General features: G+C 44.9%; 15 protein-coding genes and 2 tRNA genes. All 17 read right to left on the bottom strand.

What is annotated here, in order from left to right; all coding sequences use genetic code 11:
• Positions 1–18 precede the first annotated feature (18 nt).
• Positions 19–225 (bottom strand): hypothetical protein, encoded by a 207-nt coding sequence (locus tag BWI93_RS10195; RefSeq protein WP_094810905.1) that lies wholly within the window; start codon positions 223–225, stop codon positions 19–21.
• A gap of 110 nt (positions 226–335) precedes the next feature.
• Positions 336–1,853 (bottom strand): terminase family protein, encoded by a 1,518-nt coding sequence (locus BWI93_RS10190; RefSeq protein WP_176454189.1) that lies wholly within the window; start codon positions 1,851–1,853, stop codon positions 336–338.
• Positions 1,771–2,349 (bottom strand): hypothetical protein, encoded by a 579-nt coding sequence (locus BWI93_RS10185; protein WP_094810901.1) that lies wholly within the window; start codon positions 2,347–2,349, stop codon positions 1,771–1,773. The genes BWI93_RS10190 and BWI93_RS10185 overlap by 83 nt, the downstream gene beginning before the upstream one ends.
• A 6-nt stretch (positions 2,350–2,355) precedes the next feature.
• Positions 2,356–2,712, bottom strand: a complete 357-nt coding sequence (locus BWI93_RS10180; RefSeq protein WP_141217422.1) for a hypothetical protein — start codon at positions 2,710–2,712, stop codon at positions 2,356–2,358.
• Positions 2,678–3,016: a hypothetical protein gene (locus BWI93_RS10175; RefSeq protein WP_094810897.1), complete on the bottom strand. Its 339-nt coding sequence runs from the start codon at positions 3,014–3,016 to the stop codon at positions 2,678–2,680. The genes BWI93_RS10180 and BWI93_RS10175 overlap by 35 nt, the downstream gene beginning before the upstream one ends.
• On the bottom strand, positions 3,016–3,477 hold the full coding sequence (locus BWI93_RS10170; RefSeq protein WP_094810895.1) for a hypothetical protein: 462 nt from the start codon (positions 3,475–3,477) through the stop codon (positions 3,016–3,018). The genes BWI93_RS10175 and BWI93_RS10170 overlap by 1 nt, the downstream gene beginning before the upstream one ends.
• A 97-nt stretch (positions 3,478–3,574) precedes the next feature.
• On the bottom strand, positions 3,575–4,501 hold the full coding sequence (locus tag BWI93_RS10165) for a hypothetical protein (RefSeq protein WP_094810893.1): 927 nt from the start codon (positions 4,499–4,501) through the stop codon (positions 3,575–3,577).
• 92 nt (positions 4,502–4,593) lie between these two features.
• Positions 4,594–4,824 carry a hypothetical protein gene (locus tag BWI93_RS10160; protein ID WP_094810891.1) on the bottom strand — a complete coding sequence of 77 codons (231 nt, stop codon included), beginning with the start codon at positions 4,822–4,824 and terminating at the stop codon, positions 4,594–4,596.
• Positions 4,824–5,744: an amidoligase family protein gene (locus BWI93_RS10155; protein ID WP_094810889.1), complete on the bottom strand. Its 921-nt coding sequence runs from the start codon at positions 5,742–5,744 to the stop codon at positions 4,824–4,826. Before BWI93_RS10155 ends, BWI93_RS10160 begins: the two co-directional genes overlap by 1 nt.
• 149 nt (positions 5,745–5,893) lie before the next feature.
• Complete coding sequence (locus BWI93_RS10150; RefSeq protein WP_094810886.1) at positions 5,894–6,862, bottom strand: hypothetical protein; 969 nt, start codon at positions 6,860–6,862, stop codon at positions 5,894–5,896.
• Positions 6,863–7,046: 184 nt separating this feature from the next.
• Positions 7,047–7,424 (bottom strand): hypothetical protein, encoded by a 378-nt coding sequence (locus tag BWI93_RS10145; protein WP_094810884.1) that lies wholly within the window; start codon positions 7,422–7,424, stop codon positions 7,047–7,049.
• A 701-nt stretch (positions 7,425–8,125) separates the two neighbouring features.
• On the bottom strand, positions 8,126–8,662 hold the full coding sequence (locus BWI93_RS10135; RefSeq protein ID WP_094810880.1) for a hypothetical protein: 537 nt from the start codon (positions 8,660–8,662) through the stop codon (positions 8,126–8,128).
• A gap of 114 nt (positions 8,663–8,776) precedes the next feature.
• Positions 8,777–9,097, bottom strand: a complete 321-nt coding sequence (locus tag BWI93_RS10130) for a hypothetical protein (RefSeq protein WP_094810878.1) — start codon at positions 9,095–9,097, stop codon at positions 8,777–8,779.
• 12 nt (positions 9,098–9,109) lie between these two features.
• Complete coding sequence (locus BWI93_RS10125; RefSeq protein WP_094810876.1) at positions 9,110–10,474, bottom strand: helix-turn-helix domain-containing protein; 1,365 nt, start codon at positions 10,472–10,474, stop codon at positions 9,110–9,112.
• A 3-nt stretch (positions 10,475–10,477) separates the two neighbouring features.
• Positions 10,478–11,026, bottom strand: coding sequence for a hypothetical protein (locus BWI93_RS10120; RefSeq protein WP_094810874.1), 549 nt, complete (start codon positions 11,024–11,026; stop codon positions 10,478–10,480).
• A gap of 133 nt (positions 11,027–11,159) precedes the next feature.
• Positions 11,160–11,239 (bottom strand) — tRNA-Gln (locus BWI93_RS10115).
• Between the two features lie 125 nt (positions 11,240–11,364).
• Positions 11,365–11,437: transfer RNA gene (locus tag BWI93_RS10110), tRNA-Asn, on the bottom strand.
• Between the last annotated feature and the right edge of the window lie 11 nt (positions 11,438–11,448).

Raw genomic sequence — 11,448 nt, 5'->3', positions numbered from 1 at the left:
GGTGAGGAAAGGACTAAATCAGTCATCATCTTCGTCTTCATCAATCCGGCGATGCATGTTCTTGATTTCAGTTTTAAGTAGGATTTCAACCTTTAAAAGCCGGTCGTGGAGTTCGTCAGTTTTCTCGATGTATTTATCGAGTCGCTTGAGATACATGTTTAGGAAATACCCTAACATGATCACGTAGGGTACTTGATTGGCTACTCCATTGAGCAATTCTTGCATTGGGAGGGGTGTTTAGTTAGCATTTGCTTCCTGAGCTCTCTGAGCCTGCGTTTACGGGCCTTTAGCACGTAAACGAGCGGAAACAGACGTCGTAGAAAAAGGAACATAGTTTACATGGAATCAAGGCCTGAAAGAATCGGGATGACGGATCCACCACCCAGGCTACCTGATCGTTTATATCGATGGCCGTGTTTTTGCGTCAGATAATAATCGACGGTATCACCAAAGTGCGGAGCCAGCTCCTGTGGGCCGGACCGAGATTCAGCAGACTTATCTTTTGAGAAATCCGAATCGATCGGCGTACGCTGCATCGAGGTCATTACCACTCGACACTTCTTAGGATGAAAGCGAACCTTCGGCATCGTAGACTTTATTTCGCTCAGGATTTGATCCATAAAGAAGTGGCGATCCTTATGAGGCCAGTTCACGTTCGTTGCCTTAAGAATGATCTTCCAGCCGGCGGCTTTAAACACAGAGGCGAACTCTTCAAACTGCGTGGTAGTCGTCTGAGCCGATTTGTTTTTGGCGTTTCGATCCCCGTACAAATGCAGCTCTTTACGCTTGTGATCCTTGTACGCATCGAGCACTTTGAAGGCCAGTTTCTGCACCAGGTTGATTTTCTCTTTTACGTCGGGCTTTACGAACATACCTTCGAGGCAATTCTCCTGTAATGCCGGTGATTCCTGCCATAGCGTGCAGGAGCAAAAGCCCGCGTTGGCATCGAGGCTGACAGCTAATATTTGATCCCGCCGGTAGTCGTCTTCAGTAACCAGCCATATACCGGTTGCATCATCGTAATCGTACCGCTGAGCAGCCAGGTTCATGTGCTTATCCGTGTGTAGTGATGGATAGTAACCGTTTGGTACTTCGGTCAAACGCTTATTCATATACTCCACTTCGAATTCGAGTGCCGGCGTGGTTCGCTGAGCGTTTTCGAGGTAATCTTTTGGCAGGAAAGGATTCTCGAAAGCCGTCGTTTCCTGGAAATAATACTTGTCAGGGTGCTGCTTAGCCAGCTCTTCAAACCGGTATACCCACTGACCTTCCTGATGCCAGGGATTTGATGAGAAGTACTGGAACGAGTTGTTCAAAGGGCTATTAAAAACTAGCGGCGTACGGCCGACAGAAGGTACCAGGATCTTATTCACCCACTCTTCCTTGAACCAGGCTGCTTCATCGATAAACGCCTGGCAGTTGTTACTTCCCCGATTCGTGTTAGGACGATCGTAGGACTGTAGCTGGAGGGCGTAGCCGGTGATGAAAGAGATTAGGTTATCGTACTTCTTCGGGGCAAAGTGAGGTTTGGGCCAGTGATCTGGTGGCTTCTTAAACATGATATAATTGCCACGCCCGGTCTTCTGATCATACGGACGAAAGCCATATTCGCCCCAAACCATCTCAGATTGTTCCAAAAGAATCTCCAAACAAGTAGCAAAGGACACGGCCGCAAAAACTGATTTAGCTCGATGCAACTGTAGGGCCGATTCAATAATTGAACGAAGAAGGGTATTCGTTTTTCCTGAAGCCCGACCGGCAATAAGTGCCTTATTTTGCTGACGTGCCGCCAGAAATTGCTTTTGTGCTCGACTGACCCGAATTGTCCTGGCTTTCGGGATCGACTTCTTCATATTCGACATCTTCTACGGCTGAATAAATAAATGCTGGTGGAACTTCATAAGCGGCTGGATCATCGGTTTTTTCCGGATCAGGCTCATAGAGGTTTTGGAGTTTGTTGATCTGGTTCATGATCTTCTCATAGTTGCTCAGATCAGGGGGAAGGTCGGCTCCTGTTTCCGGGTCAGTACCTGGGTTCAAACAAAGTGAGGCAGCTCGTTGGAGTTTTTCGATCTGAAAGCTACGAGCGGCCTTGCGGTGGATTTCGACCATGCTTCCGTACAGATCGGCGGCTTCGTTTACCGTACGGTTCGCCATTTGTTTGGTGACCCCGTACCGTTTCATTACGTACTTCACGACGTCCGATCGGGTGTAGTCGTCATCCGTAAGCTTGTCCTGGATATCCTCGTATCGAGCCAGGTAATCTTCTTCGTCTTTTGTAAGCTGGTAATCACCGGTATAAAAAAGGCGGTACTTTTGAAGCTTATCGTTACCAAGTAATTGTTGCATATTGGATTAGGGACTTAAGGTTCGGTGCGTGAGATAGGCGGCAACAGCAGCTGCAGTAATTTGCCAAAGCCATTTTTCAAGGTTGGCCCAGAAAAGCTTCAGCTTCGTTTTTCGTTGGTCCTCGCTTAGCACTTGGATCTGGCCAGCTTGTCTGGTGTTGATTTCCTTCAGCTGGAGGTTTTCGACCAAGAGTCCCTGTTTTTCCGTAGTGAGCAGGAGCCGCTGAATGTTCAGGTTTTCGATACGCTTTTTGGCGATCTCGAAACGCATCAGGCTATCCAGGATCGCCCGGGCATTGGAAACCATTTCGCGGACGTCCGGAATCGAATCACTTCTTACCCTTGATGTACCGGTTGATGCCACGCACGGCTTCGAGATCTGACAAGTGCTGAATACTATCAGACTTAATGCGAGCTTGTAGAGTGAGATTTTCATCCTTTTGATGAGTGATCTGGAGTTCCTTCGCAGCCAGGCTGCCAGCAAACTGAATTTTATCGAATTGAGCTTGAAGGATTCGGGCTGAATCGCGAGCCGCCTGCATTGCTTTTTCGTGCCGGCGTTTGAGCGATTTACTGGTGACGCTGTGAGTGACGATAGTGCCGATGGCCAGGCCAGTCACCAGGGTGATGAGACAGCACCAAAAGAGTAGTTTGCGGTAGCTGATCATTACAGGGAAAATTCAAGTTCACCGGGAATACCTTCGTAGTAGTAGCGATTTCTCTGACCGGAATCTGTTTCGTCGTTTAGCACAAGGAATTGTCTTCGACGAGTGCCGGTGGCTTTAGAAAGAGCTTCAGCATGCGTACTTACCGTTTCAATCAGGTAAGGCATGTACGAGTCGAGTTCCTCCAGCATGGCTGCTTTGAGAGCCGACAAAGCTCCAGATCTATCTGGTGAAGCCAGGACCAACTCAATACGCTGCGTTAAGGCATCGACCTTGAGTCCGTTGCTGTCATTCCCGACCGCTAAGGGTTTGTGATCCTGGAGAAAAATCCGACGGGCGATCGTTTTGCACACTTCCCGGGCATCTTGCGGAGTGATAAATTGCTGGTCGTTGTCAGGAAGCAGAGAATCGATATGGGAGTCGATTTCTTCCAGCGTGGTAAGTTGTTGGGGGTTATCGGCCATGGGTGTTTTTTAGGCCAATATTCTTACCTTATTAGGCAAGCGGAAAGGACGAGAAATAACGAAGGTCCTAAGAATATCTTAGGGCCTTCGTTATTTCTTAACTGTAAACAACAGGAGTATCAGGACAAAACTCCCAAATTTTACCTTTATCATCAGCATCCATCCATGTCACCGTGTCATTTATAATATTATCTATCTTTGAATATACCCTGAGTTTAAGATTATCACCTGGCAGAACATCTTCTACTTGATAGATTACAGCATCAACTAATTCCAAGTTTCTATCTACATAACTGGTTTCAAAAGCAAAATTTACTCCTGAAAACCTACCTGCAACACTTGGGTAAATTATTCCATCGAATGTTCTTTTAGTAGTATCATATGTACTGTTGACATATAATTCGTAAAGTGCTGTTGTTATTTTGTAGTAATACTTGTTATCATCATTCACTTCTTTTAGAAACCATTCCGACATATAGTTATCCAAAGCATTAGTATGGTCTCTCTCGGTAGTAAACCTTATTGGGTCTTCTTGTAACATTTTTAATATTCCCGATCTTGAATCATGTTGTCCCAATGATTCTACTATTTTGTTAAAGCCTAAGACCACAACATGTAATTCATCGTTGCTATTCACTTTAGGAGCAAATAATGATCTAACAACATATTCACCTTTTTGAGGCCTTATCTCAAAAACACCAATTGCACTATCATCACTGCCGTAAAAGACTGGTTTATTTAATGTATTACATCGTCCTGGTTTACCAAACCGCTCAAGTATTTCTTTTGAAGGGTATGAAAAGCGTTTGGGATTGCTAAACTCTCTTTGCACGTCTTCTAACCCTGTAGCTCTAAAGGATTGAGCCCTGTAGACTGGTCCCGGATCTAGCATGTAATTTGTAACTCGAAATTCTGCACTTGCTAACAGATTATTCAATGGATTAACGAAATATTCAGCGGGTTGCCTTGTCTCTCTCGCCAGATGTAGTACGTGGTCTAAGTAGATTTTTTCTTGAGTTGTCATATGTGTGTGGTTAATTATTACATAAAAAATCCCAAAGTATATATATACACTTTGGGATTAAGGTTATCAAACAAACTAATAAAACTATAACGCTACTCTTTCCGGCTCAGATAACCAATCGTGACCAAGTCGCTTACAATTTGAGCATGGTCACGGCTGGTGATGAGTGTGCCGTAAAACTCGTGGATCCGGATTACAAACTTATCTAGGAAAGCCTCCAGCTCCTGATCAGCCGCAAACCGGCTGCCATTGCGAAGGTCTTCTAGTATTTCGGTCGGGGAATTACCCTTGAGTAATTCCCCGTCTTCGGTTTCGTATACCATTAGGCCGCTAATTGATTGATGCGGGTTTGAAGGTAATTAATAATTTCGGGCTGTTGAAATTTCTGCAGGCTTTCAAAGTTGGCTTCGGCCCGGGTTACTTGCTTCTTTTTTGAGTACTCAACCAGGTTGTGCAAAAACAGGATCCAGTTGGAAATCTTCTCAAATTCTACCGTTCCTGAGTGCTGGCGAAATTCAATCGTTTGGTGGCGAAGGTAAGCCTGCAGGTTGATTTTTTGAAACCGGGTGTGCTGGAGGTTAATCAGCTCCCGGATGGTGCTGGCTTGCCCAACCCGTCCGGCTAGGGTAATTACTGACTGGCAGTATCTATTTGAATCTTCCCGGCGGCTTAGGGGCATGAAGCTGTCAATAATGCCTTCGTAATGAGCGTAATTAATTAATGTATTCTTCATCTGTTCAATTCCGAAGCCTTCCGCGTCAAAATGAATGTGAAGGCCGCAAGTCTTATTAACCTTTGCCCGTAGCTGGCTTAACACCCTGCAAACCGTCTTTACTTGCTCAAGGCCTTCGAGGCCTTCTAAAATCGGACTTACTAATTCGAAAGTATCCGTTCCCTGTACGCTTCCGTCTGATACCGTTTTCCAGTGGTTTCGGGTGGTGTGGTTATATCCTTCGGTCCGGCATTCAATTCCGGCGTTTCTTAAAGCGGCCGCCAGCTGTACCGGGTTTACGCCGTGTGCTTCAATTTCAATTCCAAACTTCCGGTTGAAGGTGGTGAAGGTGAAAGACTTTTTGCTGGTTACTCGTTCTGGCCAGTATTTAGCGAAAACGTTTTGTACAAATCCGTAATTACCTCCAGTAAGGTCGGCTACTTCTCTACGGCTTAAGCCTAAGGCCAGTAGCTGGCGAATTTTTTCAGTTTTGGTTAAGGCGTTGTTAGTTAAAATTACTTGCGTATTCATCTGATTTACTGCGTGTTATATTGTTTGTTTGATGATTCAAAGCACGCACTTTGTGTCGCGACATGCAAGTCGTTGCGACACTTTCTTTTCAGATAAATGTCTGGTTTTCTTGATGTTACGTTAATTAGTTCAAAGCAGGAGTTGCTTGGCTAATTACGTTTTAAAGATTGATTTTTAGCTCTCAAAAAATTAGCTAGAGGTTCTAACCCAGGTTTCATATTATCTAAACCACTTTGCAAGTCAGTTCCAATTTCAGTTAAGTCTTCCATGTAGCTTTCATTATGTCTTATTAGTGCATTATAGTTTTTAAAAACCTGTTCTATAGCTTTTGAAATATTAAAAATATACATATCTAATGAACTTCCCTCCAATGATTCTATCCATTTTGATAACGGTTCAACATATTGTTTCATATACTCTGCAATCTCTGCAGTTAATCCTGACTCGAACTGTTTACTTTTAATTTCTGCGAATTTCTGATTAAGAGCTACTAGAGATTCGTCACCTGCATCATTAGATTCCAAGAATATTGAAAGACTAACTGACTCATTATTAAGACTTTCTAGCATAGAAACAAATTGAACAGTACGAGTATGAACAGAATGAATCATTTTGTCAATTACTCCTTCGAATTCAATAATTTTATCTTCAAAGTAATCGAACATTATAAAAATCTGCTCAATATCTGAGTGATTTATATTTCTAGTGTAAACTTTGTATAATTCTTCTTGATCAATTTTACTAGTTAATCTTTTTAGAGTTCTCCCAGAGCTTATAGAGATAAGAGGGGCCTGGGTCTTGTTGCTTTCTTTAAACTTCTCTGTTGCTTTCTTAACATTAAGTGCAAGCAAGGAGACATGACTAAATGAATTTATTATTAGATGATTAAAATACATTAGTTTGTCAAAATCTAATTGATCTGCCTGCTTCGATTTTTCAATCGACTCAATTAATCTTTTATCTCTTTCCGCCTTTTGTCCTAAATGATAAACAAATAGTGAAGCAAGAGCTCCTAATAATGCCCCTACAATTCCTCCTGCAACTTGGAAATAAATACTATTCCAGTCGGTTCCCGTTCCACTTGCAAGCTCACCTGAATGAAAATAGAAGTTGTACATATATTAGTCTTACTTTAATTAAATTTTTTAATATACTATTAAATCATTAACAATGATAATAGCTATGTTGGCCTTAATATAAAATAATGAATTATCAAAAAAGATTTTTTGTACATTTGCAGTGTCTGAATTCAACCCCTAGGGTTGGGTTTTAAGCCTTCGGAGGGGTCCGAAGGCTTTTTTGTTAGAATAGGGTCAGCTGATCGTCACCGGTAGGCAAGGATTTAAAAGTGATTCGCGGACCCTCCAGCACTATCAACCTATCTCCATCCCGGGTCAAAAGACCATGGTAGCTTCGTTCCCTTTTTCCCTCATTAATTTCCTTGCTGTGTTCACTATAGCCCAGTGGTTTAATTGATCCCCGGTACTGGTTCAATAGCATAGCCTTGTATCCATCAACTGAAATGATGCCATCCTTTGCAGAGCTACAAGATCCAGTCAAGGCATATTCTTGTTTTTGGAATAGCACGGTACCTTGAATTCGGTTCCGTTCGCTGATCATCCCACAGGAAACCATAGACATCATCTCTTCGAGCTTAGATTTTGGAACTAGTATTTCCATGGGTTGATCGAGTTGATTTTGAGAAGGAATTCGGCTCCTAAAGTGGTTAGGACTAAGATCAGGGCAATGAAGAGCAGGAAACCTCCTGCGATCAGTAGGTTAATCATAGTTGTCTGAATTTAGAAGTTGGGTTTTTGAAGAAAAGCTTCAGTGGGTAGCTGAAGTATAGGTAAGACTTAAATTTCGGAGGCCATTAAACCGTCACTGTTCGTTTGTCTAGTTCCTCCTGGACTTTTTCAGCTATTTCAAACGCTGTTTTTACCATATCACTAGCGAGATATTTAGGTCTAGATATGTGACCTTAGTTTTTGATATTATGCTTTCCTGGATTTGCCACAATCTCAGGAAGTACAGCGTTTACGGTTGAAAGGACTTCCTTTCGGTCGGTACCATGGGTGTTCATATCGTGATCGGTTTTAATTGATTGTCGACTAGGGCTTTGTCAATCTTTGCCAGTAGGGTATTGACTGGCCGGTAGTAGGATCGATCTAACCAGATCGTCATCGCTACGCTCAGGCGAAGACTGAATTTGTACTCCTTCTGGTCTCTCCTTCCAAGAGTTAATACGCTTTTCTAATTCGTCAGCATATTCAGCAAGAATCAGTGCTTCAGGACGGAAGGTTTGTCTCTTTTCAACGGCCTCCTGGCTATCGTAGCAAATCTGATAGAGGCTAGCAAACTCTCCCAGGCTAAGTTTGAAATCAAGCTTTGGGATCATCGTGCTTCCAGAGTAAAGTGAGTCCGAATTGCTTATTTACTGCCTCGATAGCGTTAACGTAGGCTTCAAATTTCGCTTGGTCGAATTCTTGAGCCAGGGTGGTAACTCTTAACATTCGATCAACGAATTGGGAACCCAGATCACATTGTTCGATGGTGTTAATGCTGGCCTGTTTACCTTCGATCTGAGACCACATTTGACGGTGAGTATATTGCTCAAGCTCGGTAGACAGCGTGTTGACAGCTGATTTCACCTCTTTACTGTAAAGGGAAGTACTCTGCACTTCATCGAGGCGATTAATGAAGCTGGTAGAAAGGAACGTCAGCTCTAATGCTACATTCAGTTCCCGCTTGGATAATGACCTGACTGAAATCTTGGTCTTTTTGGGATTTGTTTTACGCTCAATCTTATTCTTAATGAAAGTCTGCATGAGTGCAGACTGCTGCAGGTAAGTGGTGCTCGGAAGCTCTCCCTCTGAAGAAAATCCGACTCTGAAAAGATTAACTGCTGGTTTGTTCATGGTAGTGTTTAAGTCTGAATTGATTGGTTTTAATGAGTGCAGGCTTCTAACAGGCCGCCGATTATGCCAAGGATGATCACAATGGCCAGAAGGGTAAGGATCGATCTCAAGGGCTTAGTTATTTTCGAGGGGAACCCAACCTTTACCTTTGATATATTGAGCCATTTTTTTGCCCCGGGTACCGTTGTGATTTTCAAAAATGGCTCCTTCCAGGACTCTATCCTTCCAACCCTCACATGCCTCAAATTCGATCCGGTATTTCCAGTACTGGAGCCAGTACGCAAGGTTTTTATGTTGCCACTTACCGCGGTACCGGACGTCGCCGGAATAAAAGGGCCGCTTGTTACCATCGATGAAGTGGACGATGGCTACCAAGCTGGCTTCGGCCTTGAGGGCGGTCGCGTCGAAGGCTGGCTTTTCTTGTCTGTTACTCATTGGGTTTGGGTTTTACTTCTTTGTCTGAATTCGTTTTGTGAAGCCCTCGGTTTTAGCCGGTGCCTGGCTAACTGCTGAAGCTGCAGCGAGAAACTTCTCATGGATATTTTGTCCGTACTTCTTCATCTGATCCTCGAGGTAACGGAAAGCCTCGAGGTAGGTCTTCGCCTGCAGGCGTTTAGGTGCACGGCCCTGCGGGTGTTGCTGGAGGTGGCGAATGGCCAGGCTTAATCGTTGGGTAACGTAGGCCGTACGATAAGCGGTACGGTTGGCGGCCAGCCAGTTATCAGTATTGCGGAAACCGCGTTCATTTTCTTGGCAGAAGTAGCCGGTACCTGGTCTGAATTTGCTGTACGGATCCGGCGGGTATCGATCAGCGTGGCGTTGGTAGTACCCGGCTGCCAGCTCGAGGCGTTTAAAGAGCTCGGTTTGATACTCATCCCACTCTTTCTCAGTGAAATCCACGTTGAAATTTCGGTACACTCCTTGGGCAATTTCCTGGAGTGCCTGGTTCTCTTCGATCTTGCTGAAGTTTCGGCCTGAGTAAAGCAGCTGCTTTGCATAGATCCAGAAGCTGGTTAGATATCCCTCGAAGATAGCCTGACGCTGAGCAGCAGTACGCTGGCCTTTTCCTGGTCTGGAGTTATCCACAGAGCCGGCCGCCGTCCCCCCGGCCCCCTTTGTCACTGTGACAATGAGTTGCGAGGTTGTTGCCGGTTTTAAGGGAGGCTGTTGCCGTTCGGTGTTGCCTTGATTATTGTTGCCTTGCAGGGTGTTACCTTGATTAGTTGCCCTGTTTTCCACTTTTCCACTTCCTTTTATTATTTCTGTTTCTATGTTACCTTGATTTATGCTGGCATTATTAAGCGGCAAATTTTGCAAAATCTGAGTTGGGGTGGCCGCTGTAGGCATTTGAAAAACAGGGCTTTCCACACGTTTTTCCCCTTCTTTACGTCCAAACAGAATTTCAGTGGATAAGTAGATTTCGAAGTCGGCCCGGGTGCCGCGAAAGCGGCGGCTCTCTATGAGACCTGCTTCCCGTAACTTCTCCAGATGAGCATAGGCAGTACGCTCAGAACAGCCCCATAGCTTCGCTAATTCGACGCGGTTGGTTAAAAGTCCTGGTTCACCCCCTTCGAAGGCCTTATCGCCCAACGCCCGGTGGGTACGGTGAAGATGGCCAATGTAATGACTGATCAAATTGCGGCCGGTATTCCGGACGCTACCACTTACTGCTTTAGACTGGAGTACCCGAACCCGGGTACGTCCATCCTTAAACGTCTGGATAATTTCTTCCTTTGGCTGCTGAGCATTAAGGCTATCGGCGGTGGTTTTCCAGCGGCTTCTGGCGGCCAGCGGATCAGGAAAAGCGTACATACTTTACTTGAAAATACTAGTTTGAATAGTTTCAGTCTTGGGGGAAGATTCTTCTGACAATAGCTTGTCGATGGCTTTTTCTAAAGCGATGGCTTTGCTTTTAGCGTAGGATGAACCAGTTTTGAAGTATTCCTTCTGGAACATTCTCATTTTTAAAGCTTCGCCTACAATGAGTTCGTCGGGGTGTGAATGCATGACGATCGCAAGCAAGTCGTCCATGCGTTTTTCTTCAGCCTTGGCCAGGTCCAGAAGGGGTTTCGATCGCCGACTGAAGTACATTTTTTGGGCTTCCCGTACCTTCGCAAGTGCTTTTTTGAAAGCCTGGTACGTTCCGCTCGAGCAATCGAACAAATGGCCCGTATTCAAGCCTAGTACCAGTACCTCATACAAGTAGATGTAGCCTTGTTCAAAGTCAGCTCCATCCCCGTTCGTCAGGTAATATCTGTCGCCATCCAGGCGAAAGTAAAAGCCTTCAGGAACGAGAAATTCGCCCATGTTTTCGCTTTTGAGCTTGATTGATTCGCGTACTTCAATCCATTCTGGAACGTGCATGGCTAACGAAAAAATTAAAGTCCCCCCAAACCCCCAACCCGAACGGGTGGGGGTATACGTTAATTTTGCTTTCGGGCTTCGGGCCGTCCGGCGGTGGAAGCGGGTGTGACCCCACGGCTGGTGCCTACTTCGGTGGTGCGATGGAGCGGGGTTCGAACCCGCGATCATCTGGCCCGCCAGAACCAGAGGCCTTACCTACTCGGCCATCCATCCTTGTGTTGCATACGTTTTAAAAGATGGCCCCCCGGAATCCGGAGGGCCATACCGGTTGAATTAACCCACACCTTTAACTTTAATTCGGCTAGTTAAAGAGATAAGTGATGTCCAATCCCTTATCGCAGCCGGGGCTGGATTCGAACCAGCGACCTTCAGGTCAACTACCTGATGCTCTGCCAACTGAGCTACCCGCCTAGATTAGCCTA

It is taken from the genome of Siphonobacter sp. BAB-5385, from assembly GCF_002261125.1.
Taxonomy (GTDB): Bacteria; Bacteroidota; Bacteroidia; order Cytophagales; family Spirosomataceae; genus Siphonobacter.
This window is presented reverse-complemented; position numbering and strand designations above follow the sequence as displayed.

Excerpts from the sequence above, each read along its gene's own strand:
- BWI93_RS10150 (WP_094810886.1), bottom strand. The coding sequence starts at position 6,862 with ATGTACAACTTCTATTTTCATTCAGGTGAGCTTGCAAGTGGAACGGGA.
- BWI93_RS10160 (WP_094810891.1), bottom strand. The coding sequence starts at position 4,824 with ATGGTATACGAAACCGAAGACGGGGAATTACTCAAGGGTAATTCCCCG.
- BWI93_RS10165 (WP_094810893.1), bottom strand. The coding sequence starts at position 4,501 with ATGACAACTCAAGAAAAAATCTACTTAGACCACGTACTACATCTGGCG.
- BWI93_RS10135 (WP_094810880.1), bottom strand. The coding sequence starts at position 8,662 with ATGAACAAACCAGCAGTTAATCTTTTCAGAGTCGGATTTTCTTCAGAG.
- BWI93_RS10190 (WP_176454189.1), bottom strand. The coding sequence starts at position 1,853 with ATGAAGAAGTCGATCCCGAAAGCCAGGACAATTCGGGTCAGTCGAGCA.
- BWI93_RS10175 (WP_094810897.1), bottom strand. The coding sequence starts at position 3,016 with ATGATCAGCTACCGCAAACTACTCTTTTGGTGCTGTCTCATCACCCTG.
- BWI93_RS10155 (WP_094810889.1), bottom strand. The coding sequence starts at position 5,744 with ATGAATACGCAAGTAATTTTAACTAACAACGCCTTAACCAAAACTGAA.
- BWI93_RS10170 (WP_094810895.1), bottom strand. The coding sequence starts at position 3,477 with ATGGCCGATAACCCCCAACAACTTACCACGCTGGAAGAAATCGACTCC.
- BWI93_RS10125 (WP_094810876.1), bottom strand. The coding sequence starts at position 10,474 with ATGTACGCTTTTCCTGATCCGCTGGCCGCCAGAAGCCGCTGGAAAACC.
- BWI93_RS10145 (WP_094810884.1), bottom strand. The coding sequence starts at position 7,424 with ATGGAAATACTAGTTCCAAAATCTAAGCTCGAAGAGATGATGTCTATG.
- BWI93_RS10185 (WP_094810901.1), bottom strand. The coding sequence starts at position 2,349 with ATGCAACAATTACTTGGTAACGATAAGCTTCAAAAGTACCGCCTTTTT.
- BWI93_RS10120 (WP_094810874.1), bottom strand. The coding sequence starts at position 11,026 with ATGCACGTTCCAGAATGGATTGAAGTACGCGAATCAATCAAGCTCAAA.
- BWI93_RS10195 (WP_094810905.1), bottom strand. The coding sequence starts at position 225 with ATGCAAGAATTGCTCAATGGAGTAGCCAATCAAGTACCCTACGTGATC.
- BWI93_RS10130 (WP_094810878.1), bottom strand. The coding sequence starts at position 9,097 with ATGAGTAACAGACAAGAAAAGCCAGCCTTCGACGCGACCGCCCTCAAG.